Source organism: Pseudoalteromonas sp. T1lg122, assembly GCF_002964825.1.
Classification (GTDB): Bacteria; Pseudomonadota; Gammaproteobacteria; order Enterobacterales; family Alteromonadaceae; genus Pseudoalteromonas; species Pseudoalteromonas gelatinilytica.
This window is the reverse complement of sequence record NZ_PQCG01000001.1, coordinates 820,238-847,203: the sequence shown is the minus strand read 5'-3', so window position 1 is coordinate 847,203 and position 26,966 is coordinate 820,238. Positions and strand designations below refer to the sequence as shown.

General features: G+C 40.8%; 21 protein-coding genes. 11 read left to right on the top strand and 10 right to left on the bottom strand.

The window, feature by feature from the left end:
• Nucleotides 1-158: 158 nt before the first annotated feature.
• The gene (locus C2M33_RS03790; protein WP_063703939.1) at nucleotides 159-1,049 is read right to left on the bottom strand and encodes a tetratricopeptide repeat protein; all 891 of its coding nucleotides are present in this window, start codon (nucleotides 1,047-1,049) and stop codon (nucleotides 159-161) included.
• Nucleotides 1,050-1,320: 271 nt separating this feature from the next.
• Between C2M33_RS03790 and C2M33_RS03785 the strand changes: the two genes are divergently transcribed.
• On the top strand, nucleotides 1,321-2,694 hold the full coding sequence (locus C2M33_RS03785; protein WP_063703941.1) for a GAF domain-containing sensor histidine kinase: 1,374 nt from the start codon (nucleotides 1,321-1,323) through the stop codon (nucleotides 2,692-2,694).
• A 63-nt stretch (nucleotides 2,695-2,757) separates the two neighbouring features.
• On the opposite strand, the gene C2M33_RS03780 is transcribed toward C2M33_RS03785, so the two are convergent.
• Nucleotides 2,758-3,015: a hypothetical protein gene (locus C2M33_RS03780; protein ID WP_063703943.1), complete on the bottom strand. Its 258-nt coding sequence runs from the start codon at nucleotides 3,013-3,015 to the stop codon at nucleotides 2,758-2,760.
• A gap of 264 nt (nucleotides 3,016-3,279) precedes the next feature.
• Here C2M33_RS03780 and katG point away from each other — a divergent pair, with 264 nt between their 5' ends.
• On the top strand, nucleotides 3,280-5,457 hold the full coding sequence (gene katG, locus C2M33_RS03775) for a catalase/peroxidase HPI (protein ID WP_105173763.1): 2,178 nt from the start codon (nucleotides 3,280-3,282) through the stop codon (nucleotides 5,455-5,457).
• Between the two features lie 457 nt (nucleotides 5,458-5,914).
• On the opposite strand, the gene C2M33_RS03770 is transcribed toward katG, so the two are convergent.
• Together C2M33_RS03770 and C2M33_RS03765 are read right to left on the bottom strand one after the other, a co-directional pair.
• On the bottom strand, nucleotides 5,915-7,840 hold the full coding sequence (locus C2M33_RS03770) for a hypothetical protein (RefSeq protein WP_105173762.1): 1,926 nt from the start codon (nucleotides 7,838-7,840) through the stop codon (nucleotides 5,915-5,917).
• A gap of 136 nt (nucleotides 7,841-7,976) precedes the next feature.
• Nucleotides 7,977-9,575 (bottom strand): ABC-F family ATPase, encoded by a 1,599-nt coding sequence (locus C2M33_RS03765; RefSeq protein WP_082874043.1) that lies wholly within the window; start codon nucleotides 9,573-9,575, stop codon nucleotides 7,977-7,979.
• 735 nt (nucleotides 9,576-10,310) lie between these two features.
• On the opposite strand from C2M33_RS03765, the gene C2M33_RS03760 reads away from it, so the two are divergent.
• Complete coding sequence (locus C2M33_RS03760) at nucleotides 10,311-11,936, top strand: methyl-accepting chemotaxis protein (RefSeq protein WP_105173761.1); 1,626 nt, start codon at nucleotides 10,311-10,313, stop codon at nucleotides 11,934-11,936.
• Nucleotides 11,937-11,993: 57 nt separating this feature from the next.
• Here the strand turns inward: C2M33_RS03760 and C2M33_RS03755 are convergent, their stop codons facing one another.
• The 3 genes from C2M33_RS03755 to C2M33_RS03745 form a co-directional block, all read right to left on the bottom strand.
• Nucleotides 11,994-12,401 (bottom strand): hypothetical protein, encoded by a 408-nt coding sequence (locus tag C2M33_RS03755; protein WP_063703953.1) that lies wholly within the window; start codon nucleotides 12,399-12,401, stop codon nucleotides 11,994-11,996.
• Nucleotides 12,402-12,413: 12 nt separating this feature from the next.
• On the bottom strand, nucleotides 12,414-13,559 hold the full coding sequence (locus tag C2M33_RS03750) for a porin (protein WP_063703955.1): 1,146 nt from the start codon (nucleotides 13,557-13,559) through the stop codon (nucleotides 12,414-12,416).
• A 733-nt stretch (nucleotides 13,560-14,292) separates the two neighbouring features.
• Nucleotides 14,293-15,063 carry an EAL domain-containing protein gene (locus C2M33_RS03745; RefSeq protein ID WP_063703958.1) on the bottom strand — a complete coding sequence of 257 codons (771 nt, stop codon included), beginning with the start codon at nucleotides 15,061-15,063 and terminating at the stop codon, nucleotides 14,293-14,295.
• A gap of 307 nt (nucleotides 15,064-15,370) precedes the next feature.
• Between C2M33_RS03745 and C2M33_RS03740 the strand changes: the two genes are divergently transcribed.
• Entirely contained in the window at nucleotides 15,371-15,967 is a 597-nt protein-coding gene (locus tag C2M33_RS03740; RefSeq protein WP_105173760.1) for a class I SAM-dependent methyltransferase, read from the top strand.
• Nucleotides 15,968-16,028: 61 nt separating this feature from the next.
• Here the strand turns inward: C2M33_RS03740 and C2M33_RS03735 are convergent, their stop codons facing one another.
• Complete coding sequence (locus tag C2M33_RS03735; protein ID WP_105173759.1) at nucleotides 16,029-16,289, bottom strand: hypothetical protein; 261 nt, start codon at nucleotides 16,287-16,289, stop codon at nucleotides 16,029-16,031.
• Nucleotides 16,290-16,751: 462 nt separating this feature from the next.
• Here C2M33_RS03735 and C2M33_RS03730 point away from each other — a divergent pair, with 462 nt between their 5' ends.
• From C2M33_RS03730 to C2M33_RS03720, 3 genes are all read left to right on the top strand, one after another.
• Entirely contained in the window at nucleotides 16,752-17,840 is a 1,089-nt protein-coding gene (locus C2M33_RS03730) for an HNH endonuclease signature motif containing protein (RefSeq protein WP_199775153.1), read from the top strand.
• 411 nt (nucleotides 17,841-18,251) lie between these two features.
• Nucleotides 18,252-21,383 (top strand): SIR2 family protein, encoded by a 3,132-nt coding sequence (locus tag C2M33_RS03725; protein ID WP_105173757.1) that lies wholly within the window; start codon nucleotides 18,252-18,254, stop codon nucleotides 21,381-21,383.
• Nucleotides 21,384-21,683: 300 nt separating this feature from the next.
• The gene (locus tag C2M33_RS03720) at nucleotides 21,684-22,409 is read left to right on the top strand and encodes a hypothetical protein (RefSeq protein WP_105173756.1); all 726 of its coding nucleotides are present in this window, start codon (nucleotides 21,684-21,686) and stop codon (nucleotides 22,407-22,409) included.
• A gap of 83 nt (nucleotides 22,410-22,492) precedes the next feature.
• Here C2M33_RS03720 and C2M33_RS03715 read toward each other — a convergent pair whose 3' ends face one another.
• A complete protein-coding gene (locus C2M33_RS03715; protein ID WP_105173755.1) occupies nucleotides 22,493-23,347 on the bottom strand; it encodes a LysR family transcriptional regulator in 855 nt (284 codons plus the stop codon).
• Nucleotides 23,348-23,428: 81 nt separating this feature from the next.
• Here C2M33_RS03715 and C2M33_RS03710 point away from each other — a divergent pair, with 81 nt between their 5' ends.
• Both C2M33_RS03710 and C2M33_RS03705 read left to right on the top strand, forming a co-directional pair.
• Entirely contained in the window at nucleotides 23,429-23,650 is a 222-nt protein-coding gene (locus C2M33_RS03710) for a DUF2798 domain-containing protein (protein WP_105173754.1), read from the top strand.
• Complete coding sequence (locus C2M33_RS03705; RefSeq protein WP_105173753.1) at nucleotides 23,647-23,928, top strand: putative quinol monooxygenase; 282 nt, start codon at nucleotides 23,647-23,649, stop codon at nucleotides 23,926-23,928. Before C2M33_RS03710 ends, C2M33_RS03705 begins: the two co-directional genes overlap by 4 nt.
• 261 nt (nucleotides 23,929-24,189) lie before the next feature.
• On the opposite strand, the gene C2M33_RS03700 is transcribed toward C2M33_RS03705, so the two are convergent.
• Nucleotides 24,190-24,495, bottom strand: coding sequence for a hypothetical protein (locus tag C2M33_RS03700; RefSeq protein ID WP_063703979.1), 306 nt, complete (start codon nucleotides 24,493-24,495; stop codon nucleotides 24,190-24,192).
• Nucleotides 24,496-24,608: 113 nt separating this feature from the next.
• Between C2M33_RS03700 and C2M33_RS03695 the strand changes: the two genes are divergently transcribed.
• Both C2M33_RS03695 and C2M33_RS03690 read left to right on the top strand, forming a co-directional pair.
• Nucleotides 24,609-25,517, top strand: coding sequence for a LysR substrate-binding domain-containing protein (locus C2M33_RS03695; protein WP_105173807.1), 909 nt, complete (start codon nucleotides 24,609-24,611; stop codon nucleotides 25,515-25,517).
• Between the two features lie 75 nt (nucleotides 25,518-25,592).
• Complete coding sequence (locus C2M33_RS03690) at nucleotides 25,593-26,903, top strand: BamA/TamA family outer membrane protein (RefSeq protein ID WP_158685558.1); 1,311 nt, start codon at nucleotides 25,593-25,595, stop codon at nucleotides 26,901-26,903.
• Nucleotides 26,904-26,966 lie beyond the last annotated feature (63 nt).

Here is a 26,966-nt window from a genome sequence, read left to right as displayed (position 1 = left end):
AGAGCCTAAAACCTAGAGCCTAAATCCTAGAGCCTAAATCCTAGAGCCTAAATCCTAGAGCCTAAATCCTAGAGCCTAAATCCTAGAGCCTAAATCCTAGAGCCTAGGACCTAAATCCTAACGCCTATGACGCGGGATAAACCCGCTGCTACATGGGTTTAAACCGTTTCGTTTAACAACGAATTAAAGCTGTCGTTGTCGTGCAGGCTGGCAAACGCGCTCTCGTGTAATAGCTCGTTACGCAAGTTAGGAGAATACTCAAGGGCCATGCGAATATCAGCCATAGCATCGGCGTGTTTGTGCAGTAATGCATACGCACAAGCACGTTGCCAGTATGCATAGCCGTAATCGCTATCGATTTCTAATGCTTGATTACAAAGTGCAATAGCTTCTGTGGTTTGATTCTTTTCAAGTAATGCATCGGCTTTATAGGCAATCGCTTCTACATCTTCTGGCTTACGTTTTAAGATCTCATCAAAAATTTCAATCTTATTGGCAACATCGCTTTCTAAATTGGCACGCATCCATAAAGAGTGAACCTCATTCGTAATTGAGATCTTTTTCTGATTCGTTAAGATCTCTTCAGATCGCTCACGTAGTTTTTCTTCTAGTACTTTTAATCGCTCTTCGTATTCTTTGGTGATTGCACTCACGCGTGTATTAACAATGTCTTCTACTTTGTTTTTAACATCACGCAGCGAATTCCAGCCAACTAGAACTAAAATTGAAGCGGTAATGGTAATAATAAAAAAGACATTATTAATGGTGTCGGTTGTATAAGTTAATGCGCGGTCGGCAGTATCAAGTTGTGTGTGAGCAACTTGTTTGGTCACATCTTCACGCAGTTTCTGTTGGTCTTGGCGCACTGCTTTTAATTCATCAAGAATATAACGCTCTAACAATGGCTTATACATAGGTTCTTGAAGTTTATCGAGTGCTTGTTGTTGTTCTGCTTCATTCAGTGCAGGGCGGTTTTCAGGTTCATTTTGAGCTGCTGCAAACGTGCTAAAGCTCATTAAAAAAGTAATTAAAATTAAGGTATAACGCATGATCTTTTCATTTTTAGTGAGTTCTAGAGTAACTGTAACATGCGTGAGCACTGTGGACTAGGCAAAAAAAAACCAGCTCGGGGGAGAGCTGGCCAAACTGCTTAAACAACATAAAGTCGTAAGGGGTATCAACAGGAGTTAGGTACAATATACCCCTGTTTATCTGAACAACTACTTAATACTAAATGAGTTTTTAAAAACTTATATTCGTTCTGTCAGAATCATAATGTTCGTCTAGACTTAAGGAGTCGTAAAACTAAAAGGTGAGAGTATGCGCCAACAACTAGTCCAACTGCTGTATGGAGTATCAATTTCTTCCGATCTTGATAGTGGCAATGTTGAATTAGCTGAACGCTTAATTCTAAATGCTGTTCTTGATGGCCTTGAAATTGGCCGAGCTGGGATTTGGCTTTTAAATGCCGAAAACACGGCGATTGAGTGTCGTTTGTTACTTGATAGAGAAAACGGCAAAGAAATTCAAATGTTAGTGCTCCCTCGTGATGCATACCCAGCCTACTTCAAAGCGCTCGACACCCAACGTACGATTACCGCAGTAGATGCTCATACCGACCCTGCCACCTATGAATTTAGCGAAAGTTATTTAACCCCTCTTAATATCGGTGCAATGCTTGATGCACCAATTCGCTATAAAGGAAAAATGATCGGGATTTTTTGCTGTGAGCATATTGGTGGCAAGCGGCATTGGACAGAAGATGAATGTTCATTTATTGGTGCATTGGCAGATCTTTATGGCAGAGCCCTGTCTGCACAAGAGAATGAACGTATCAATGCAGAACTTGAGCGCGCCAATCAGCATCTAGAGCAACGTGTAGCTGAACGTACGCGTACACTTGAAAAAACCTTATCAGAACTCACCGCAATGCAAGAAAAACTCATAGAAGCCGAGAAAATGGCTTCACTGGGTAATCTTGTTGCGGGCATTGCACATGAAGTCAACACGCCTATTGGCATTGCAGTAACCGCGAATAGTTCGGCAAAAGATAAACTCAGTGCCCTTAACAAACATATAGAGGCAAATACCTTAACAAAAACGGCCTTACTCGAAGGTATGAATCACTTAAACGAGTGCATCAAAATATCATTTACCAACCTTGAGCGGGCTGCAAAACTGATTAGCGACTTTAAGCAAACCGCAGTTGATCAGTCATCGCTTAATTTACTAGATACCAATATTAAAGATTATCTTGAAAATATATTGCACAGTCTTATGCCGCTAACGCGAAGCCATAGTGTCGAAGTAAACATCGACTGCGTCGAAGACTTTTCGTTGATCACCGTACCAGGGGCGCTTAGCCAAATAATTCTAAACTTAGTTAATAACAGCTGCGTGCATGGCTTTATTGGCCGAGAGCAAAACCGCATAGATATTGCTGTGAGCATAGATAATGACAATCACAGCTACACTGTCACCTACAAAGATAATGGCCATGGCATGACTGAAGATGTGATGTACAAGGTGTTTGAGCCATTTTTTACCACCAAACGAGGGAGTGGCGGCAGTGGGTTGGGTATGTCGATCGTTTATAACCTTGCAACGCAAGCGCTGCAAGGTGAAGTGAGCATCGATAGTAAACCCGATAACGGTGTTACTGTCACCTTCAAACTACCTATGAAACTCGCATAACTAATTAATTTTTAAACAAGTTGCAGGCTAAATAATCTGGTGACTGGGTAATAAAATTAAAAATTAATCAGTTTGCTTGGCAAGACAAGAAATATCTGAGCATTTGTTGTCTTTGCAAAACTGTTTTATGCGTTTTTTAGAATATAAATAATTAATGCTTAAAGGTGTGATTAACAACGCCAGCCAAAACAATACTGAGCTTCTAAAGGTTAGCCCGACAAGCGAAGCAACTACCAGCCCCGTTAACATCAAAATAGGTAAATTGGCGATAAAAAAGTTAATGCTTAGTTGTCTAGCAACATCAGGATTAATAGTTTTCATAAGGGCTACTCGCTGTTAAAAAATACCCTTATAAAATGGACGGTTTTACAAAATGAATCAAATCAGATTTTTCTATCGGTGCAATCGATTTAAAACCATGATCTAGATCTAGCTTTATTTATATACAACTCCTATAGTTTTAAACAACAGGAACTTATTTGCTATTAGTTATTCATAACTATTAGAAAATCTCTCTTTATGACGAAAGGGATAAAAGCGACTTTTTAGCGTTTCGTCATATTTTTAGCTTATGAGGAGCATATAATGAGTAATGGAAAAACGGGCCAGTGCCCGGTAATGCATGGTAGTAACACTGTCACCGCTCAATCAAATACCGACTGGTGGCCAAACGCACTCAATTTCGACATTCTTCATCAACACGACAGCAAAACGAATCCTTACGGCAAAGACTTTAATTATGCAGAAGCATTCAAATCTCTTGACCTTGAAGCCGTTAAAACCGATTTAAAAAACTTAATGACCGAAAGCCAAGAATGGTGGCCAGCTGACTGGGGCCATTACGGTGGTTTAATGATCCGTATGGCGTGGCACTCAGCAGGTTCATACCGTTTAGAAGATGGCCGCGGTGGCGGTGGTACGGGTAATCAACGCTTTGCGCCATTAAACTCATGGCCAGATAACGCTAACTTAGATAAAGCACGCCGTTTACTTTGGCCAATTAAAAAGAAATACGGTAACAAACTTTCTTGGGCTGATTTAATGATCTTAGCCGGTAATATGGCATACGAATCAATGGGTTTAAAAACTTTTGGTTTTGCAGGTGGCCGCGAAGATATTTGGCATCCAGAAAAAGACGTTTACTGGGGCGCTGAAAAAGAGTGGTTAGCACCTAGTGATGAGCGTTATACAAATGTAGCTAAACCAGACACCATGGAAAACCCATTAGCAGCGGTACAAATGGGCTTAATTTATGTGAACCCAGAAGGGGTGAATGGTAATCCTGATCCACTTAAAACGGCTGAACAAGTTCGCGAAACCTTTGCCCGTATGGCAATGGATGACGAAGAAACTGCAGCGCTTACAGTCGGTGGCCACACTGTGGGTAAAACCCATGGTAATGGTAGCGAAGAGAACGTTGGCCCTGAGCCAGAAGCGGCTGATGTGTTTGAGCAAGGCCTTGGCTGGAACAACCATAACTCACGCGGTATTGGCCGCGATACCATGACATCAGGCATCGAAGGCGCGTGGACCACTCACCCAACTAAATGGGATAACGGTTATTGCTACTTACTGCTTAACTACGAGTGGGAACTTAAGAAGAGCCCGGCAGGTGCGTGGCAGTGGGAACCAATCGATATTAAAGAAGAAGACAAACCAGTTGATGTAGAAGATCCATCAATTCGTTTAAATCCTATTATGACCGACGCCGATATGGCGATGAAGATGGACCCAACCTATCGTAAGATTATCGAGCGTTTTAACGATGATTTTGAATACTTTAGTGATGTGTTTGCACGTGCATGGTTCAAACTAACGCACCGTGACTTAGGTCCTAAATCACGTTATTTAGGTGCCGATGTACCAAGCGAAGATCTGATCTGGCAAGATCCGATCCCAGCGGTTGATTACACCTTATCAGACAGCGAAATTAGCGAACTTAAAACCAAGCTACTTAACTGTGGTGTAAGCCAAGCAGACTTAATCGCAACAGCATGGGATAGCGCCCGCACTTACCGTGGTTCAGATCATCGCGGTGGTGCAAATGGTGCACGTATTCGCCTAGCACCGCAAAAAGATTGGCAAGGTAACGAGCCTGAGCGTTTAGCTAAAGTATTAAGCGCACTTGAATCTGTACAAGCGGGTTTAAGTAAACCAGTAAGTCTCGCTGATTTAATTGTTCTGGGTGGTTCAGCTGCGGTTGAGCAAGCAGCAAAAGCGGCGGGTGTTGATATAACCGTGCCATTTGCGCCTGGTCGTGGTGATGCCACAGACGAGATGACAGATGCAGACTCGTTCGACGTACTTGAGCCAATTCACGATGGATTCCGTAACTGGTTGAAGAAAGACTATGCGGTTTCAGCAGAAGAGCTAATGTTAGAGCGTACGCAATTAATGGGCTTAACAGCACCAGAAATGACCGCTCTTGTTGGTGGTATGCGTGTACTAGGCACTAATCATGGCGGCTCTAAGCATGGCGTGTTTACAGATAATTTAGGCACACTTAGCACAGACTTTTTTGTAAACCTAACTGACATGGCTTACACATGGAAGCCAACAGGTAATGGTCTTTACGATATTGTTGAGCGCAACACAGGTGCAACTAAATGGACAGCAACACGCGTTGATTTAGTGTTTGGTTCAAACTCAATCCTACGCTCGTACGCAGAGTTTTACGCACAAGACGACAACAACGAACGTTTTGTAAAAGACTTTGTCGACGCATGGGTGAAAGTAATGAACGCCGACCGTTTCGATATTTAACTTAAAATTCCGTTAAGTACAAAGGCCACACAGTTAAACTGTGTGGCCTTTTTTATTTAAAGAAGTTAGCGAGTTTCAAGGGGAAAGGGGAAAGGGGAAAGTTACGAGGGGAAAGTTACGAGGGGAAAGTTACGAGGGGAAAGAGTAAAGTTACGAGATGCGAGATGCGAAATACGAGATACGAGATACGAGATACGAGATGCGAAATACGAGATGCGAAATACGAGATACGAGATGCGAGGTAGCAGCGATTTTACATCGCGTCCCAGAGCCCAGAGCCTAGGACCTAGCGCCTAGAACCTAAATCCTAGAGCCTAAATCCTAGAGCCTAGAGCCTAGAGCCTAGAGCCTAGAACCTAAATCCCAGCGCCAAGAACCTCGCCAAGGACGCGGGATAAACCCGCTGCTACATGTAGGTGTGAAACTTGTTTCGCGCGGCTGACCGCTGCAAGCTCCCTTACTTTTCAATCCCTAACCAATAACTGTTTTGGTATATGTTTTCTTCAACTTCTTTATCGCTGTAGTTATAGATACGCTGCCAAAACAGGCGGTCGAAAATGAATTTATCTGCTTCTTTATGAATAATTTTAAAATTAATTAAAGAGGCATATAAAATTTCATCATCGCCTAACACTTCATCCTTACAGCTAGCATAATCAACTGCGCCTGGGCACTGAGACATCATTGCAAAACTAACACTATTATCAGCTTCAAATTGCCAATAGGTATTTGGCGTAAAGTTAGCTCTGTTTTCAAGGCCATATTGATCAGCATAATAGAAGCTGCCTTTACCATCATCATTTATAAACCAGTATGTTTTCAGGTTGCCGCTGGTGTAGTCTTGACGTAAGTAGCTAAATAGATGCTTATAGTCATCAAGAGTGATGGTTGAATCATCAATCACTTCCAAAAATTCATACCCTAAGCGAGCCTGACGCTCTTCTTTATTTCGCTCGCGCACCATGAGAGTTTTACCATCAGGTTGAGTGAAAAATTGTAAGCTGGTATCTAGGCCATTGCCGGTTACCTTAACGGTGTCGCCATTATTGTCTAAGTTGTAATGCCACTTGAACGAGTCGGTACTTATTGGCGTATTGAATGTTACCGTTGCAGTGTCGGCGGCAGTGATAGTGAAAAATGATGGTAAATAGCGAAGCGTTAATCCTTCGCCTGTATCTGAATTTTTATTATTTAAGCGGCCAGTATACGTTTTACCCACTTTAAGCTCAGGAACCGCAATCGGTGTCAGTTTTTGTAATGCAACAACCGATGTTTGCACTTTCATAGCTTCAGTTAGCTCTTCTGACTCAACAATATTCGCAGCGTCAGCTTCATCATGATAGCTAAGAATATGTTGCAGTTTTAGAACCGCAAAATCATCGAACTGCGCAACTACTTCGGCATTAACGAGGTTAAGGTCAAACTCTACATTCACCTCGTAGCCTTCTTTATTTAGCTGATTTGCATAGCTGTTCGTAATAAATTTGTCGCCATTAATCGCTAACGATTTACCTTCTAAGGTCGCCGAAAACTCTGCATAAGGGAATGATGTGGTACTGCCTGAAGCTGTTGGAATATAGCTTGCTATCGATACTTCAAAATAGCTTTCTTCACCTTCGGTGTTTACATGATTCACCATGTGAAAAGTATTGTCATCCATATCAACATAATACGCAGAGCTAAGCTCTGTATTTGATTTATAAAGGGTAACTACTTCGCCTTTATCGGTTGATACATTAAAAAGCTCAACACGAATAGCGTCATCGCGCTTAGCTAACACTTCCATTTCAAGAAGGGCTTGTTGATTACACTCATGCAAACAATCAATTGCTTGGGTATTTAACGCAATAACATCAGGATTTGACCATCTAAAACGGCTTAACTCACCGTTTTGAGCAATCACACCGGTGTCTTCAGAGGCAAACGAAAGCTGCACGCTGCCATCGCTTGACTGCCAATTCCCCATCACTTCGCTGTTGCTAAGCTCAATTGGTTGCCATGCGGCACGGTTTTCAGCGACATTAACGGTTAGGGTATATTGGTTACTTGCTTTACCATCAGAGACTTCCACAGTAAAAGCGTGGTTAGCAACGTCGAATAGGCTTGGCTCAGCACTAAAAGTTACTTGATTACTGCTGGTGGTTACAGTCAGCCATTCTGGCTTATCAATAATCGTTGTTGTCACACTGTCGTTTTGCTCATCTTTTAAATCAACAACTAAATTAGCTGATTCAAGCGCTTTAATAGAAAGGGCCAGTGAGCCTGAGAGGGTAGGCGCAGTATTTTGCTCAACTTTTACATCTGGTTTTTTGTCTGTTGATGAACCGCCACCACACGCTGTTAATGCCAGTGTTAATGCCGATACGCTAAGAAGCTTTTTCATTTACATCCTTTAAAGTTTATTTTTCTTTGTAAAAGAGATGCAAATTACCTAAATTGGGTAAGTCAGTCAAAGGTATTATGTAACTGAACGTAAACAAAAAAGGTGAGCTAACGTGCTCACCTTTTCGAAGAAGGGGTTACTGCGCTTGTTGCGCAACATGGTCCATATATTCGTCAAACGTGCCCTGAAAATCGATAAGCTGTTGATCTTTAATATCGATGATACGAGTCGCCAATGACGATACAAACTCACGGTCGTGGCTCACAAAAATCAGTGTGCCTTGGTAATCTTTTAATGCATTATTGAGTGCTTCAATGGCTTCCATATCCATGTGGTTGGTTGGCTCGTCCATAATAAGCACGTTGATGTCTTGCATCATTAGCTTACCAAACAATAGGCGGTTCTTTTCACCACCCGAGCAGTTACGTGCTTTTTTGTTAGCGTCATCTGCGGTGAATAATAAACGGCCTAACATAGCACGAACCATTAAATCGTTGTGCTTAGCGGTGCGCCACTGCGACATCCAATCAAATAGAGTTAAGTCGTTATCAAACTCTTTGCTGCTGTCTTGCGGGCAATAACCAATACTGGCATTTTCAGACCACTTAACCACACCTTCGTTGCTTTGTAATTCATTCACTAGGCAGCGTAAGAGGGTGGTTTTACCAACACCGTTTTCACCAATAACCGCAAGCTTAGCACCCGCTTCTAGTAATAAGTCACCACCGCTAAACAGGGTTTCACCCTCAAAGCCATGACCTAGCTTGGTAAGCTCTAATGCTTGGCGATACATCTTTTTGCCTTCGTCAAAACGAAGTGATGGGCTAATACGGCTTGATGCTTTTACTTCATCAAGTTTAATTTTATCCATGCGCTTAGCACGAGAGCTCGCTAGTTTTGCTTTTGATGCGTTAGCACCAAAGCGGTTTACGAACTCTTGTAGCTCGTCAATTTCAGCGCTCTTCTTAGCGTTTTCAGCAAGCAGTTGTTCGCGTTGCAAGCTTGAAGCTTCAATCCACTTTTCGTAGTTACCAGGGTAAATTCGTAGCTCACCGTAATCGATATCGGCCATGTGTGTACATACCGAGTTTAAGAAGTGACGGTCGTGCGAGATAATAATCATCGTACACTTACGCTGGTTAAGCTCGTTAGCTAGCCAAGTAATGGTGTGAATATCAAGGTTATTGGTTGGCTCATCAAGAAGCAAAATATCAGGGTTTGCAAACAGCGCTTGTGCTAAAAGCACACGTAGTTTCCAGCCCGGCGCAACGTTTGCCATTAAGCCGTAATGAAACTCTTGCTCAATACCCGCTTGGATCAAAATTTCTTCCGCACGGCTTTCTGCTGTGTAGCCATCCATTTCGGCAAAAATGCTTTCAAGCTCAGCGACTTTCATGCCGTCTTCTTCACTCATTTCTGGTAGTGAGTAGATACGGTCGCGCTCTTGTTTAACTTTCCAAAGTTCTGCATCACCCATGATCACCGCATCAACCACAGTGTATTGCTCAAACGCAAACTGATCTTGGCTTAGCGTACCTAGCTTTAAACCCGGCGCAATCGACACATTGCCAGACGTTGGCACAAGCGCACCACTTAGAATTTTCATAAAGGTCGATTTGCCGCAGCCATTCGCGCCAATTAAACCATAGCGGTTACCGTTACCAAACTTAGCTGAAATGTTCTCAAACAGAGGCTCTGCACCAAACTGCATGGTGATATTAGCGGTTGAAATCAACGAATTATTCCTAGAAAAATACTGACAGGGTTATGGGCGCAGCAACTGCGAAAATAAACAAGCAATAGGGTAAATAATAGGCCGCGGATTATACAGATCAGCCCCAAAGAACGCTATTAAAAAAGAGAAAGATTCAAGGGGAAAGTTAGCGAGTTAGAAAGAGTAAAGGGGAAAGGTGCGAGTAAGCGATTTTACATCGCGTCCTAGCGCCCAGAACCTAGCGCCTGATGTTTCCCGCGTAGGACTGGCTTTAGCCGGGAAATGTATTAAATTAGCGAGTTTCAAGTTACGAGGGGAAAGGTGCGAGATGCGAGTCTGTAGCAGCGATTTAACATCGCGTCCTAGCGCCTAGATCCTAGCGCCTATGTTTCCCGCGTAGGACTGGCTTTAGCCGGGAAGTGTCTTAAGTTAGCGAGTTTCAAGTTACGAGGGGAAAGGTGCGAGATGCGAGTCTGTAGCAGCGATTTTACATCGCGTCCTAGGGCCTAGAACCCAGAACCCAGGTCCTAGCGCCTATGTTTCATTCGTAGGCGTGAAACTTGTTTCGCGCGTCTAAGAGCTGAAAGCTGAAAGCTCTTATTTATGTTTTATTCTATTCGGAACTAAAGTACCTCCTACAAGACCTCCCACAAACGGCACAAAATAAGAAAAAAACCTGAAAATATATAAATATAGTTAATACTTTAGGGAAATCGGGCGATAATACTAAGTAATATGACAGCAAAGGTGGATTCAATGTCTGCAAGTATTTCATTCAATAACTTGAGCATCACAAAAAAAATACACGCCATAACATGCATTGCCATAACGGCATTCGTGATCATAGTAGTAACCAATTTTATAGCCATGAATGACAACAAGATCTCGCTCGACGAGCTAGAAAAGTCGTCATATCAAGTCGTTAAACTCACTTCAGCAAACGTTGCGCTACTCGAAAAACTAGATGAGTTATATACTCAAGCGGTAACATTTGGTGAGTCAGACTTAGTGGATAGTGCTGCGCAAACGTATAAAACGATTAACGAAAATCTACAAAATATCATCAGTATCAACGACAGCTATGTGCATGCCGATACCAAAAAACAATTAGAGCTTTATGCACAAACCTCGTCGAGTATTGCAACCTCAATGATCGACGGCACCGCTGACTTTAGTAAAATTCAACAGCAAGCACAGCAAAAAACACAGCAATACGAGGCTGTTTTAGCGGGATTTAAACGTGCACAAACCCGCGCAGACGACCGCTTTTTTGAACTTGTACAAGCAACCAAAGCGCGTTCAGACAACGCACTAAACTTAATGCTTATTGTGTCTGTTGTATCACTTATTTTATTGGTGGTTACCTCAATTTGGATTGCCCGTGGAATTGGCTCATCAGCTAGCGCTGCGGCAGATAACTTACGTCTATTAGCCGACGGTAAAGGCTCACTAAGCACACAACTTGAAGTACACGCTAAAGACGAAATTGGTCAGGTATCAATTAACTTCAATGCGTTTATTCAGCTATTAAAAGGCTCGGTACTTGAGGTAATAGCTGTGTGTGAACCATTAATGGAGAACTCAACGCGACTTGTGCAAGGTATGGAACGTGCTGAGCGTGCCACAACGAAACAAACATCCGATGCCGAAATCGTTAAGCAGTCGATGGAAGAAATGCGTCAAAGTGTTGCTGATATTTCACATTCAGCGGCAAACGCATCGCAAGCTGCGCAAACAGCCGAGCGCGAAGTTGAGCAAAGCAGAACGCAAATACAGCGCTCTGTTACTGAGTCAAAAACATTAAGTGAAGAAATAAACCAAGCGGCTTCAACAATTAACCAGCTGGCAAATGACACTAAAAATGTGACTCAGATCTTAAACGTCATTACCTCGATTGCAGAGCAAACCAATTTGCTGGCATTAAACGCGGCTATTGAGGCTGCGCGTGCAGGTGAACAAGGCCGTGGCTTTGCGGTTGTAGCAGATGAAGTACGTGAGCTTGCATCAAGAACATCGCACTCAACCAACGAAATCAGAGAGCTGCTTTCAACGTTGACAACCGCAGCAAGCCATGCGGTAAATGCAATGAACTCAGCCCGAGATATGGCCACAAACAATGCCGAAGCAGCAGAAAATACAGGGCAGTCGATTGATAAAATCTCTGAGCAGATTTTAGAAATTAACGGTATGAATTCGCAAATCGCCGCGGCTACCGAAGAGCAAACATCAGTTGCCAGTATGGTGGTTGATAACGTGTCGAATATGCATATGTCGTTTGAAGAAACAATGGACTCATTGTCGGCGGTACGTGATGTCGCGAAGAACCTTCATTACCTGTCTGATTCGTTACTCGACGCCACAGCTAAATTTAAAGTCGAGTAATTTAAGCGCATAAAAAAACCAGGCATTGCCTGGTTTTTTATTAGCCGTAGTAATGACTTAAAAAGTACCTACTACTTTAACTTTATCAGTTACTTTTGCTGCATCGATATAACCAATGGCGTCGCCGTTGGCTGCAACAAAATCAATAACAGCTTGATCGTTTGCTAGTTTCTCAGGCGGAGTACCTTTACCAGTAAATACCAGTTTCGACCAATAAGCGTTAAGCTGGCTGCTCGACTTACCAACAACCTTATCGTTAAACTCATCGCTTACGCTGTTGCCGTCTTGGTTTACCGGGTTTACTTTTGTGCCATCATCAAATGACTTGGCCTTGCCAAGGTAAATCTTTTTTATTGTCCCTTCATCAATAGCATTGCCATTTGCAGGGTTCACAATAACAGCAACATCAGCAAATGCAGCGTGCGAGCAAAGAGTCATTGCTGTAGCGATTAATAATTTTTTCATTATGAACTCCAATTAAAAAACTAAATCAACAGCAACAGCAACAACGTCGGTTTCTGTATCTGAAATGTCATCTTTAAAGCGGCTGAAATCTACTTTCAATGCAGCTGATGGGTGGAAGTCATAACGCGTACCAATGGTATACACGTTGCTCTTTGCTCTAACGCCTTCAAGCACCTGATTAATACCTGCGTTTAAAGCTGGTACTGCAGGTAGCGCGTTGTAGCGGTTGCTATCGTGTTTGTCGTCGTTATTTTCGTAAGTTAAGTGCACAATCCACTCATCCATACGGTAACCAACAGACGTGTAGTATTGAGTTTGTTTAGCAAGAGCACTGTTTTCTACTTCGAACTCAGTGTATTCAGCATCAAATAGAATGTCGTTGTAATCAATTGAAAAGCCCACTGCGAAGAAAGAACCGTCATCTTCGTTTACAGCAATATCATCTGCTTGATCAACAAAGCCCGCAGCGCGAAGAGTTTGCTCAAGACCATTAAGTGCAACACCTGCATCGGTGTCGTTTTCAATTGCAATTGTTGTATCAGCTACAAAGTACGCAGCACGAGCGCTGAACCAGTCATAGCTCATCGTCCAGTTGATACCAGCAATATCATTAAGCTCTGTATCGCCATTAACCGATACCACAGCAATGTTGCCATCGAAGCTACCGTAAATAACTTGAACGGTTGAATCCCAATCACCTAATTGCGTGTTATGTAACAGGCTTAGGCCTTCATACGTTGAAAATGGGAGGTTATAAACAGATTGCGGTGGACGAACCCAACGGTAAGTGTAACCAACGTCTAAGAAGTCTGAATAACGGTAAAAAGGCACGCGCATTTTACCAGCACTCACTTGTAGCTCATCACTGAACTCATAAGTTAAATAAGCCCATTCAAACTCAGCATCAAAATCATCACTACCACGCGCCACAATTTGTGCCGTAGCGCTTAGCTTTTCTTGTAAATCTGCAGAAAGCTGTAATGCGAACATACTTTCGTTTTTAAACGAAATATCGTCATCGTAACCGTAAAGGGTTGCGTCGTCGTCAAGGGCTTTACCGCCAACAATAGAAGCAAAGCCATTTATGCGAACCTCTGCCATTGTGTTTGCAGACACAAAAGCAGCACATAGAGCCAATGCAATAGGAAGTTTTTTCATTGTGTATCCCTAGTATTTAGTATGAAAATGTTGATTTCGCTTAATATTATAGTCGTGCGTAGCGAAATGGGCGACACAAGTTACAGATAAATTGTAACTACATCAACGAATAAGTTGTTATTTTTCACAAAAACGGTACTAAAAGTGGGGGAAGTGAGAGTTATTAGTTTCAAGGGGAAAGAGTAAAGTTACGAGATGCGAGATGCGAGATGCGAGATACGAGATGCGAGATGTAGGGGGCGTTTTAACGACGAACAAGTAGCAGCGATTTTACATCGCGTCCTAGAGCCTAGCACCCAGAGCCAAATGTTTCTCCCGTAGGACTGGCTTTAGCCGGGAAGTGTCTTAAGTTAGCGAGTTACAAGGGGAAAGAGTAAAGGGGAAAGGAACGAGATGCGAGATACGAGATGCGAGATGCGAGATGCGAGATGTAGGGGGCGTTTTAACGCCGAACAAGTAGCAGCGATTTTACATCGCGTCCTAGAACCCAGAACCTAGCACCTAATGTTTCCCGTGTAGGACTGGCTTTAGCAAGGAAGTGTCTTAAGTTAGCGAGTTACAAGGGGAAAGAGTAAAGGGGAAAGGAACGAGATGCGAGTTACGAGATTCGAGGTAGCAGCGATTTTACATCGCGTCCTAGAACCTAGAGCCTAGCACCTGATGTCTTCATGCGTCTGAGGGCTTACGGCTAAAAGCTCTTGTTTTATCGCAACTCGATTCTCGTTACAACCACTTACCCCAACTTACTAAAATCAACTTCTGGCAGGCTCTCAAACCCTGGGCGGGCGAAGAAATACCCTTGCATTAAACTTACGCCGGCTTGGCGTAACCATTGATACTCTTCAACTGTTTCAATGCCTTCGGCAAGGGCGGTGATGTTGAGCTCTTCAAACATAGCAATGCAATGATTCACTATGATTTGGCGGGCTTTATTTAAATGAATATCGCGTATCAGCTCCATATCGAGCTTGATTATATTGCTCTGAAAATCAGCCAATAAATTTAATCCCGAATACCCAGAGCCAAAGTCGTCGGTTGCGGTAATAAATCCGAGTGATTGGTAATATTCGATCACACGTTTGATGTGCGTACTGTCTTCAACCTGTTCTACCTCGGTAAACTCAAACATAATCTGCTCTACCGGAAAACCATATTGCTTTGCAGCTTCAAGGGTTGTTTTAATACAGCGCTCAGGCTTGTAAATTGCATTAGGTAAAAAATTGATACTAAGCACAGAATCAAGCTTCAGCTCAGCGGCAAGCGAAATAGCTTTAATACGACAAAGCTGGTCGAAGGTATAGCGGTTCTCATCGTTAACTTGTGAGATAACAGAATAAGCCGACTCGTTATTAGGCCCTCTAACCAAAGCCTCATAGCCAAAAATGTGTTTATCGGTGCAATCAATGATTGGCTGAAAAGCCATTGTAAAATCAAAACCTAGTGCCAAATGGTCTTCACACTGTTTGCAACCTGTTGGCTGGCAATGAGTTTGCTTGTCGTTCATGCTTACCTCAGACTTAAGTCTTCTTAATACATAATAGTGCTAGCAAATTGCCAATTGTGCAATGTTGTTAAGTTAAAGGTATAAAATTTCGCACTTCGTCCCTCGCACTTCGTCCCTCGCACTTCGTCCCTCGCACCTCGCACTTCGTCCCTCGTAACTACTCCCTCCAATCCCCCTCCAACTAACTTCTAATATCCATTCTAAAATCGTTGATTCTTAGCATCTAAAATCACATTTCATCCTTTGCGTTACCTAGCTTTAATGGTATTTTAGCGCCAAGCAATCTTGCCCCTATAAAGGAAGTAAAATGGCATCCAAAACCGTCGAATACTACAACCAAAATGCGCAAGCATTTGTAGATGCCACACTCGATGTAGACCTCAATGAACTTTACGACGAATTCTTACCGCTGATCCCAAAAAAAGGCGCTTTACTCGATGCCGGTTGTGGCTCTGGCCGCGACGCTTTCATCTTTAAAGAGCGTGGTTATAGCGTAGATGCATTCGATATCAGCCCAGTTATGGCAAAGCTGGCGTCAGAATACTTAAACCAAGACGTAGCATTAAGCAACTTTCTAGAGCTAAACGACGTTGCCAAATACGACGGCATTTGGTGCTGCGCAAGCCTTATTCACGTAGCAAAAAACGACTTAACCGACGCACTCAATAACCTTGCCCGCGCATTAAAGCCACAAGGCATCGTGTATGTATCGTTTAAATACGGCGACGGCGAGCGCGAACACAACGGTCGCGAATTTACCGACCTAAACGAACAAGCCCTTGAAAGCATTATCAAAGGCACCGACCTATTTATCCTCAAGTCATGGCAAAGCGCCGACCAACGCCCTGAGCGCGCCACAGAAACATGGCTAAACGCCATTTTGCACAGAAGAACGATGAAGTAGCTTGGCTGCTTAACTCTAGCGCAAATAACAAAAAAGGTCGGCAATTGCCGACCTTTTAGCTTTAGTAATTAAACTCTTTTGTATCAAGTTCACTTCTGCGTTCTTGCAGCGTTAATTGATGTTTTTTTGAATTCCATTTATTGTTTCTTGGGTTTGAGCTAAGTGCCGAAGAAATGCACTTTGCAGTGTTAGCATAAAAACCAATTTTGTTTTTAAGTGCACAACGCCAATCGTTTTTGCTATGACCAAAGTAAGTTTGGTTTACAACTTTATTTTTTAATCTAGCGTAATGATGACGCCTTAGTGAGCGCGATTTTTTCATATTTTATCTCCACGTTGGAAGTGGCTACTGCTTCCAGTAACCGCCTAATCGGGAGATGAAATTCAATATTAGGTATTTGCATAGAGCTTGATATCCTTAAAAGCTCAATAACACTTGGTTATCATAAAAAGAGTTAAAGTTTTAGATAGTTCTTTAGTCTTATAAAACAAAACTTGAAAATTGATTGTAACCCGTTGCAGTGCATTTCTGCATTAAAATCCTCTTCGATAAATTAGAGTTATTATTTCAATCATCGAAAAAACCTATATTTTTCATGGTTATTCATGCTAGATTGTTCCTAAACTTAATGCTGGCTTAACGGCTCGTCATTTAGTATCAAGAAATAACCATGGAGCGGTTTATTCATTTTAAGCCGCAGTAATAGGATTTAGTTTATGCGCTTAAAAGAAGCCCTCAGCGTTTTATCAAAGTCTGTAGTAAAGGTATAGTTTGGATATGGCTATGCAACTACAGCTCGACTTTATCGCATATATTCAACGCATGTTGGTGGATGGGGACTTCAGTGCCACTTATAAGTTTGCCCTGTTGCATGCGTTAGCTGATATAAGTATTGAGAAACAGCAATTAGATCCGAATTCGCAATTACAAATAACTTTTGACGAATTAGTCGAAAAGTTTATTACGTTGTATTGGCATCAAGCATCTCCATTTGGTGCCATTGGTAATAATAGAGACCAGCTACTTTTACAAAATACCAACTCCAAAAAACAAGCCAAAATAATCACCACACTGCACGATGCAAAATTAAATAACATTAATTCAGTTAGCCAATTAAAAAAGTGCAGTGATTGGAAAAACATACGCAGAACAACGTTACAAACCATTAAAGATGGACCGCTATGGTTATTACAAAAGCTAAATGGCAAGGAAGAGTGCTTCTTATACCCTCATGTTAAAGGGCTGCAATACATCACCTTAAATGCAGGTATTGCTAGTTGCTTTAGGCGCTTTTACGATTTAGTTGTCTATTTAGCTAAAAATGCATGGCTACAAAAAATTCAAAGCATTAAATACAACCAAGCGCTAATCGGCCCACAGAGCCAACTTCATGACTTTTTATTTGGCTTTGATCGCAATGCACTCAATAAAGCAAAACCTGTATTAATAGAACTACAACGTGGTCACTGTTTTTATTGTCAAAAGGCATTAAACAGCAAAACTGAGGTTGATCACTTTATTCCGTTTACGCGTTACGCCAATGATCTCGGCCACAACTTTGTGGCAGCTCATAGTAAATGCAATAACAGTAAACGTGACTTTTTAGCCGCGCAAGAGCACCGCGAGCGTTGGCAAGAGCAAAACCTAGTTGTTCATAATCAGCATATAACAAATGAGTTAAGCGATTATTTTAATTGTGATGCTGAAAAGTCTCGCTCAGTGAGCGACTGGGCATATCAGGTTGCACAGGCAAACAGCGCCAAATTGTGGGTAGGCATCAATAGTTTTGAGTTTGCAGAAAGTGCTGTTTATCAACAGCAAAATAATGAGCTTGGTTTAGTGGCGGAAAGTAAGCCAAGTTATAACGTGTAGATAGTGAAGTTTAACGTACAGACCTAGAGTTTGCGTGCAGGATTTTTAAGGGATTAAAAACCTCTATTTGAGGTTTTATCGCGTTGGCGATGGCAACAAAGAGAGGCTGCCGCCGACCTCTCTCTGGACTCTCTCGGCGCACCCGAGGATCACACTTGATCTTCAACTTACGTTAATGATGTGAACGTAACCAGCGTAGATAGGCCATCCATGGCCAAGCTACGCTTTGTACAGCATCCATGCTGTAAATTACTCATCATTAACTTAGTTTCAGGTGTGATCACGGGGAATAGGATTATACGGATAGGTTTTTTTAATATTTCGCTATGTTTTTTGAGAAACATTTAAATTGCTTTATTAAGGTAAGGCTAAAATACTTAAAATAAGATATTGGAAATAGCATGGTGGTTTATGTTAAGCATATATGATGATGGGTTGGCTGAGGCTTTATTATATTCAAAGAAGGATGTGGCAGTTCTTTATGGCTCTCCTTTATCTACGTATAAATGTTCTAGTGGAACGGTTGGGGTGGAAAATGTTAGTGGGATAGTTTCTTTAATAGAAAGTTTTGTAAAAAAAGAATACCCTGATTTGTTTGATAAATATAAAGAGACATGTTTAATTGAAGGTTTTAATGATATAGAAAAATATCAAAGTTCATTTGAGTTTTTGCATCAATATACAGATCCTGTTATTCCGAATGAGATAATTAAACAGGCCGTTTTGAATGCGTACAAAGGTGAAGTTTCTGATTATAAAAGTAAATCTATACTAAGGGAATGTGAGAAAGATTTTTTAAATTGGGAAATACCTCCAGCTATTGAAAGTTTAGCAAGTATTTTAAAATTAAATAGTAAGTTTTCAGGTCCAGTAATAACTACTAATTTTGATCCATTATTAAGAGTAGCACTTGGTAGAATTAATGAAGAGCCATCATTGTTGGTTTTTCATAATGATGGTTCTCTTGAAAAGCAAATAGATGATAGACTCAAAATAGTCCATATTCATGGGCATTGGCTTGAGTCAGATACATTGCATACATATAATCAGTTGAACTTTAAAAGAGTACAATTAATAAACTCATTAAAAAAAATATTAAGAAATAAAACTCTCTTCGTTATTGGCTATGGGGGCTGGGAAGATGTTTTTATTAATGCTTTAAAAGAAGTCGCAGAAGACGACGATGTAGATCTAAATATAATATGGGCATTCTTTGAAAACTGCCAAACTACAATAAATTCGAAATATAAAAAATTGATAGAAATTATAAATCCTGTTATCACAAGAGGAAGGTTTCGGGCATACAGCGGAATAGATGGTCATACTTTCTTAAAAAAGTTTAACTCAAAACTAAACGAAACTTTAGAAAGCAAGAATGGGTTAGAAGTTGACAACGAGATAGAAAATCATGAAGTAGAAATTATTAAAGATAACATTAATAATGGTTTAAGTAAGTGGTATGTTAATGTTGATCCTGTAAATTATGTAATAAGAACTACAGAAAGAGAGCTTCTAAAAGAATATATTGATAAAAATAGGATTATTAATTTAGTTTCTGATTGGGGGGTTTCAAAGGATGAGTTTATATTTTCATCATTTAATAAAGAAAATGAACACGATATAAACTTTTATAAAGTAGACCTATCAAGTGTGGATTCTGTAGATGATTTCCTAGATACATTCAAAGATAATTTTGGTGTTGAAGTTCAACAGTTTATTACAAAACTTCCAAAAGGGAAAAATGTTGTTGTATTAGATAATTTTTCATCGAAAAATGATTATGTTATAAAGAAAGTAATTGACATAACCCAAGCCATGATGGACTACAATCCGTTTACAAATATTATAGTATGTAGCGATGTAGTAATCGGCGAAAATTTTATTAAATTTTTTAAACTTGGTCGGTTAGAAGAGTTTGATTGCATTAAATATATTAACTTCTTTTTAGGTGATTCAATTTCAGAAGATGAACAGGATTCATTAGTGGAATTATCTTTAGGTGTTCCACAATACTTAAAAAAACTAATTGAAGATTTAGATTATGGAAATATAGAAGAGGTTATAAGGAATAATTCAAAACCAGCTGAAATAATAGAGTGTAGTGAAGATAATATACCAAAAGAAATAATTAGAAGAGTTGAAGGTTTAGCGGCTTTAAAAGATTCACATAGCCAAAGAGCCTATACATTACTTAAAAATCTTTGCTTACTAAAATATGGTGATGTTTATTCAAACTTAAAGAAAATGGGTCAAGGTTATAACTTTAAAATTTCACATCTAAAAGAACTAGATAAACTCGGGTTGATTAAAAAAAGTGCTATTGGCACAAGTATAGAGATAAAAAGTAAAAGTGCCAGTGAAGATAAAATTCACGAAGTTAAAGAGTTAGTTCGGGAATATTTATTCACGAAAATGACAGAGCGTGAGATCGAGAAATTTTTAAAGATCATAGCTGATTCTCATTTTGGTTCTGACTGGAAGTTTGGATCCATATCGTTATCCCCACAAAACAAAAAGTTGTTAGGTTTATCTAGTAAGTTTGCACTTAGTCTTAAGTATGTTGCAGTTTCATTACTAAGAATTTCTGCTAATTCTAATAACTCAAGTTTATTAAATGAAAGTTTAAAACTTTGCCTATCCTTTGGTGCTTTATTGATGAAGGAGGATAGATTTAAACAGTATTTGTCATTTTTTAGAGAAATAAAAAATATAACTAATGATTATGGAAATGTTTCCAGTGTAGAAATGATTACCCTTTTTAAAAATGAGATTGTGGCATTGAGAATGTTATCTAGGCCTGATGAAGCATTACTAATATATTCTTCTATAAAAGATAAAGTCTCGGTTCTTAAAAGAGTTGATAGGTTGTCATTATATTTAAATATTGCTTTTATTTATAATAAAAAGAGAAAAATTGTTGAGGCTGAAAAATTTGCGAGGGAAGTCCAATATTTGTCTTCTAAGGGGCAACCCAAATATGAGCAGGCACAACTCATTATTGAATCAAGTAGTTCAAAGGTTTCGGATTTAAAAAAAGCAGAAATGAAAAATAGAGATGCTGGTAATATCGGTGTATCTAATAATGTTGCCTTAGATATCTATTACAAAACTAAAGATAGTAAAATGAAGTTAAAGTATCTAAATCGAGTCATAAGTTCGCATGGATGCAGTAAAGATCGATATAATATATATCGTGCAATTGTTAAGAAAGTTATTCTTTTAGAAGGGGCCATTGACTTTAAGTCGTCTGAAGGTATTTTGTTATCTGAAGCTTACTCTTATAGCTTCGGTCAGAGAATGAAAGTGATGTTCAAAGAAGCACATGAGGCTATATGGCTTCACTTTTACTCAAAGAATGACTTGGAAAAGTTAAATGTTCTGTTTAGACAAAGCTCTATTTACTGGAGAATATATGATGATGAAGAGTCGGAGAGAAAATATGCATTATTGCTAGAGCTTTTAAATAATGGCATTAATTTTTCTAAATTAGATCCTTATACAAGAATAAGATTAAAAGCTTTGAAGGCTTGTAACTCTGTTTAGAAAGATGAATTTATTAAAATAAGCTAGCGCCAAATAACTTCTATGCCAAATTTAGATTAGCATAGAGCTTATTAATTCTCAGTTATGTTTATTGGTTGGCTGCCATTTATAAGCTCATCATAGTTAAGCCGTTTTAATTTATTATACTGACAAACGGCTTACACCAATCTGCTGCATAAATCTCATCTCTTTGGTTGCCATCACCAACGCGATATAACTAAATAAATAGTTAAAAGGCCACTTTTTCCTTACCCTAAATTTGGTACAATGTCGCCTACAAAATTACACAGATGTAATGTTATGAATAAATGGATTTTATTTCTCGCTACTTTGCTAGCGAGTTTCAACACGGTTGCTGAAGAGCAATATTCAAAAAGTCGCTGCGATAGTATTGAAGCTGAGCGCGAGAGCATTCGTAAAAGAATGAATCGCAGCTACACGGCTAGGCAAGGTGAACATTGGAATCAACGTTTAGATGAGCTTTTTACGCTGCTGGCGAGACACTGCAAACACCCAAAAAGAAGTACTGGTAATGGCGGTAATTATACGTATCGCTCGAACCCTACCGCACTTTTAAACACCAAAGTACATAACTCTACGGTGTATTCAAATTCATATAATGACGATAAAAAGCGCCATGCTTGGGGGCAATTTTATCAATTACCTGATCGTTGTAGAGCGAAAGATATGGAGCAAGCTGATTTTGTATGGTGTAGCGAAAATAAAGCAGAGCAAAAGGCGCTATTTGAATCTGCTTGGAGTGGTAAAGCTAAAGCAGACTATAAAGATATTGTTATAACAGTAAAGCCAACCATTACAGAAATAAATACAAACAAAGTCACAAGCCAAGTTGCAATAAATAGCCCGATAATCGAAGCACCCATTAAACAAGCTTCAACTCCTTTAAATGAGAGTGTTGGTCCGCAATTAACAAAGTTGAATGACCTTAAAATTTGGCAATTAGCCTTGGCTGGCATAGCGGCCATGCTGTTTGTGTTTGGTCTTTATCGTTGGTTTAAAGATTGAGTTATTTGACGGGCTAAAGCCCGACCTACAATGCCTCGCAACTCGCAACTCGCAACTCGCAACTCGCAACTCGCATCTCGCAACTAAAGCCCTAATATTTCTCCTTGCAAGCTTGGTGAGTCTGCAATACTGGTTTGGAGTTGTTCTATCAACAACTGGGCATTCGCTGATGGTGTGCGTGAATGTGGCCAGAGGGCGTAAATTGGCCTTGCGGGAATACTGTGGGGGGAGTCGATATAACTAAAGTTGCTGGTGTCTTCTATGCAGCAAATTTCGCTCATGGGTAGTAAGCCAATGCCATAGCCTGCTTCAACCATTTTTCTGGCGATTGTAATATCAAAACAAAAACTTATGTGTTCATACTCGGTTTTTAATTTGTTTAGCAAACCGCTGGGGAGTTGTGACTCTGAATAGGGCAGTATCAACCTTGATGTTGGAGCATCTTTCTTTTTAATCAGCTTTATTGCGATCATGCCTAGGCGCTTTTGAAAATAACTTGAGTCTTGTTGTTCGCCGATGCGAATAGCTAAGTCAAAACGTTTTTGGCTTAGTTGGCTGTTGGCATTACTTGGGTAAATGTGGAGGTTTAGCGTAGGGTTTGCCATCGCAAACTGATTAACTGCACTCATCAGTGGGCCCGCAATGATGTTTTGTGGGCACAACAGGTAAAACTCTTTTGCAGCGGGCGAGTCATTTAATTGCTCAAGCTGGCTGTTAAGAGCAAGCACTTGTTCGCCTAACTCGTTATACAGTGATTCGCCTTTGGCGGTTAACACAATGCCTCGGGCTGTGCGTTGCAGTAATGGCTCAGCGAGTTTTTCTTCTAACGCCTGAATGCGCCTTGATAGGGTCGATAGATTCAGTCCTAAATCTTTTGCTGTTTGGCTCATGCTTTTACGGCGCGCTATTTCAATAAATAAATGCAGATCATCCAGCATACGACTCCCTCAATCTTAGTTTGCATTTTCGTGACTGTTGCCACTTAGCCTGTGCAAATATAGTAACGCCAAGGAGGACATATGAAAATTCATTTTACTTTTACTGCGGCATTTTCGTTTTTAATGTCGTTTTTACTTTCGGCATGGGTCACTTATGTCAACTTAGGGCTGAGCGATACATTTTTTCTAAGTTGGATGAAGGCGTTTGCTAATGCGTGGCCTGCTGCGTTTGTTGTGGCTTTTACGGTTGCCCCGCCTATTCGGGCATTGGTTTTAAAGTTATTTAGTAAGGATTCAGTATGATTAATATCGTGGCAAAAATTACCCCAAAGGCTGCATTATTTGACGACTGTAAAAGGCATTTACAGAGCATATTAGCAGTCACTCGTGCAGAGCCTGGTTGTAATCGTTTTGAGTTGTTTGCGAGTAAAGAGCAGCGTTGTTTGTTTTTAGTTGAGCAGTTCGCATCGCAAGCCGCCCTTGATGAGCATTATGCTCAGCCTTATACCAAAGCGGTATTCGCGTTTTATGAAAATGCCTTGGCAGAGCCGGTTGAGGTAGAGAAGGTGGAGGTGTGTTGAGAGAAAAGTTTGCGAGATACGAGGGGAAAGGAGCTAGGCTCTAGGCACTAGGTGTCAGTCGAACTGTTGGGTTGTTAAGGTCGAACGTTCTTCTGTGCAATAACAATCTTGTAGGGGTATTGTAGGAGGTACTTGAGTGCCGAATAAAACATAAAAGAGCGATCAGCCGTCAGACAAAACAGGTCACGCCGACAGGCAAAAAAAACTAGGCTACTGGGGAAGTACAGCTATTCGTAGCCTAGTTTAACAAGGTTGAAATGGTTACAGCATATGCAGGATTTGTTTGGCTTTTTCGCGGGTTAAACACGCGGCCATTGGGCGTTTTGCAAATAGCTTGGCTGAAACTGTTTGTTCTTTGCCCATGTATTGGTTATGCAGTGTTTGCACATTGACTTTACAGGTCACCGAATGGCTGTTTTCTACATAGCGAATTTCTACTCGCTCTACTTTTTTAATTAAGTTTTTATAAGGGTAGCCTTCATCGGTATCAAGCTGAGTAATTACGGGTTGATTGGCATAACTAAAGCTTGTGGCAACTATAAGTAATAAAATAAGTAAGTATTTCATGGTGGTTGTCCTTGTCTTGTCGCGGTTGGCAATATGAGTATTACTCGTGTTACCACTACTGACAAACGATTAAAAATTGCCTATGCTTAAGTTTTTATTAATCATAAATGCGTATGCAGTTACCTCCATTAAAAAGCCTTTGGTATTTTAAGCACGCGGCAGAGTTAGGTAGTTTTAAGCTTGCGGCAGAGCAGTTGTTTGTTAGCCAAGCTGCGGTTAGCCAACAAATTCGCTTGTTAGAACAACAGCTTGATTGCAGCTTGTTTACTCGTTATACCCGTTATGTTGAGCTGACTCGCCAAGGCGAACAGCTGTTACCCCATGTACTTAAAGGGTTTAGTCATTTACAGGCAGGTGTGCAGGCTGTTAGCCAAGATAACCACCCAAATACGTTAAACTTAACCGTGCTGCCTTCGTTCGCCAGTGGTTGGTTACTGGGCCGTATTAGTGATTTTCAAAACAAATACCCCAATATCAAAGTGCGTATTGAACCAAGCGACCAACTTGCCGACTTTTCAGCGGGGCAGGTTGATTTAGGCATTCGATTTGGTCAAGGAAATTATCCAGGTTTGCACAGTGAGCTCATCAGCGACGACAGCCTATTTTTGGCTTATAAACCCGGTGCCATTGATGTTAATAAACCCCTTAAACCGCAGATTCTGGCACAAAAACTAATTAAAGATGTGTGCCCAGACGCAGAGCGCGGTTGGTTAACTTTGGCTCAGCAATTAGCTGTAAGCCCAGATGCGCTCCCCGCACTTGAAATTGATAACGCTGCATTGGTTATTCAAGCCACGTTAGCAGGGCAAGGTATTGCAATGGTAAGGCGACGGTTAATCGAAACTCAACTGCAACTTGGTCAGCTAGATATTTATCCAAACTATGAGTATCACTGCCAATATAAGTACTACCTTGCTGCGCCGCCCGAACATTTTAAATGGCAAAAAGTGCAGCTGTTTAAAGATTGGTTGCTTGCTCAGTTTGCTTTAGATGATCAGCAGTTTTATCAACTTCATCAGTAACATTTGCGTTAAATCATTTTAAAGTTTTTAAGCACCAGCTATGCTTATTTAAGTCGCTTACTAAAGGAGCTAGTAATGCTTAATGTTAAAGTTATTTTTTGTGGCGTTTGTGTGGCTGCAAGCATAACGGCCAATGCCGATATTTCCCGTGTAAAAGCAAGTATTGAGCGTGTTGAGAGCACGAATAAAAAGCACGAGTCTTTACTGCTTCCCTACTTATTTAGCACCGATACCATGGGGCTAAACTTTGGTGTGGGTGGCATGATCAAAGGTTACCATCAACCACAAATGACCGTTGGCGCTACTGCATTTAAAGGTGATGTGAGCGAAGGTGCGTGGGCAGGTCTGTTTAACTATAAGGTGTTAGATTCAGAGCGCTGGTATTTTAGTGCCAGTGGCATGGCTGCGTATTTTCCTGATCAGCGCGCTTATACCGGAGGCCATAAAGTGCCCATTGCTGACAACGTCGTGTTCCCCGGTAGTAATGACTCTTCAAACGAGGTGTATTTAGAAGCCGATGGTAGCTCGAATTGGTTTGATGCCCGCATCGAATACGCTTTACCGTTTGGCGCAACATCGCAAACAGGTATGGTGCGTTACCAACTAAAAAACGGCTTGTTGGTTTCTGAGCCATCGGGCGGGGCACAGTGGAACCCGTTGGAATCGGGTGTAATGGTTGCAACTGCACGCTATTTTAGGCGCTCGCAAAGCTTTGAATTTAATGAGGGTACACAAGATGGCAGTATTTCAGCAATGGAATTTGGCCTGCTCTATGACAACACCGATTTTGCAACTAACCCAAGTTACGGAAGCAGGCAGTATCTTGCCTATAGCCAATCAATGCCAGGGAGTGACGATATTTATGATTGGGATTTGTGGCAGTTTAATGGCAGTAAGTTTATTTCTTTAGGGGCAAGTGAGTTTGCTCATCAGCGTATTTTAGCATTTAATTTTTGGGCTGCTTATTCACCTAGCTGGCAAGTTAATCACACTCTTGATGGCACTAAGTATATCTCTGATGCTGCACCGTATAACGAAGGCGCTACATTAGGAGGATTTAAGCGTTTACGGGGTTATGACTTTTATCGGTTTCATGACAAAGCCGCTATTTATGGGGCATTCGAATATCGCTATACCCTTAAATATAACCCAATAGCAGATGTAAATTGGTTAAAGTTTTTGAAGCTGGATTGGTTTCAGTTAGTTGGCTTTGTAGAAGCGGGTCGTGTGTCGCCTCATTTAACCTTGGATACATTATGGCAAGACTACCATTATGACTATGGTGTTTCGTTAAGAGCTATGATGTCGGGATTAGTCGTTCGAACAGAGCTTGCTAATTCAAAAGAAGGGGCAAATTTTTGGGTAATGATAGATCAGCCTTTTTAGTGAATTTGGCGCAGATTTGTTGCAGTTTTACTAGAAACTGCTAATCTGTACCCCTAACTTTTA

What these genes read in the sequence shown, in the direction of transcription:
- C2M33_RS03740 (WP_105173760.1), top strand. Translation starts at nt 15,371, where the DNA reads ATGGCATCCAAAACCGTCGAATACTACAACCAAAATGCGCAAGCATTT.
- C2M33_RS03725 (WP_105173757.1), top strand. Translation starts at nt 18,252, where the DNA reads ATGTTAAGCATATATGATGATGGGTTGGCTGAGGCTTTATTATATTCA.
- C2M33_RS03730 (WP_199775153.1), top strand. Translation starts at nt 16,752, where the DNA reads ATGCAACTACAGCTCGACTTTATCGCATATATTCAACGCATGTTGGTG.
- C2M33_RS03785 (WP_063703941.1), top strand. Translation starts at nt 1,321, where the DNA reads ATGCGCCAACAACTAGTCCAACTGCTGTATGGAGTATCAATTTCTTCC.
- C2M33_RS03755 (WP_063703953.1), bottom strand. Translation starts at nt 12,401, where the DNA reads ATGAAAAAATTATTAATCGCTACAGCAATGACTCTTTGCTCGCACGCT.
- C2M33_RS03750 (WP_063703955.1), bottom strand. Translation starts at nt 13,559, where the DNA reads ATGAAAAAACTTCCTATTGCATTGGCTCTATGTGCTGCTTTTGTGTCT.
- C2M33_RS03745 (WP_063703958.1), bottom strand. Translation starts at nt 15,063, where the DNA reads ATGAACGACAAGCAAACTCATTGCCAGCCAACAGGTTGCAAACAGTGT.
- C2M33_RS03695 (WP_105173807.1), top strand. Translation starts at nt 24,609, where the DNA reads ATGCAGTTACCTCCATTAAAAAGCCTTTGGTATTTTAAGCACGCGGCA.
- C2M33_RS03720 (WP_105173756.1), top strand. Translation starts at nt 21,684, where the DNA reads ATGAATAAATGGATTTTATTTCTCGCTACTTTGCTAGCGAGTTTCAAC.
- C2M33_RS03735 (WP_105173759.1), bottom strand. Translation starts at nt 16,289, where the DNA reads ATGAAAAAATCGCGCTCACTAAGGCGTCATCATTACGCTAGATTAAAA.
- C2M33_RS03705 (WP_105173753.1), top strand. Translation starts at nt 23,647, where the DNA reads ATGATTAATATCGTGGCAAAAATTACCCCAAAGGCTGCATTATTTGAC.
- C2M33_RS03760 (WP_105173761.1), top strand. Translation starts at nt 10,311, where the DNA reads ATGTCTGCAAGTATTTCATTCAATAACTTGAGCATCACAAAAAAAATA.
- C2M33_RS03710 (WP_105173754.1), top strand. Translation starts at nt 23,429, where the DNA reads ATGAAAATTCATTTTACTTTTACTGCGGCATTTTCGTTTTTAATGTCG.
- C2M33_RS03715 (WP_105173755.1), bottom strand. Translation starts at nt 23,347, where the DNA reads ATGCTGGATGATCTGCATTTATTTATTGAAATAGCGCGCCGTAAAAGC.
- C2M33_RS03700 (WP_063703979.1), bottom strand. Translation starts at nt 24,495, where the DNA reads ATGAAATACTTACTTATTTTATTACTTATAGTTGCCACAAGCTTTAGT.
- C2M33_RS03690 (WP_158685558.1), top strand. Translation starts at nt 25,593, where the DNA reads ATGCTTAATGTTAAAGTTATTTTTTGTGGCGTTTGTGTGGCTGCAAGC.
- C2M33_RS03770 (WP_105173762.1), bottom strand. Translation starts at nt 7,840, where the DNA reads ATGAAAAAGCTTCTTAGCGTATCGGCATTAACACTGGCATTAACAGCG.
- C2M33_RS03790 (WP_063703939.1), bottom strand. Translation starts at nt 1,049, where the DNA reads ATGCGTTATACCTTAATTTTAATTACTTTTTTAATGAGCTTTAGCACG.
- katG (WP_105173763.1), top strand. Translation starts at nt 3,280, where the DNA reads ATGAGTAATGGAAAAACGGGCCAGTGCCCGGTAATGCATGGTAGTAAC.
- C2M33_RS03780 (WP_063703943.1), bottom strand. Translation starts at nt 3,015, where the DNA reads ATGAAAACTATTAATCCTGATGTTGCTAGACAACTAAGCATTAACTTT.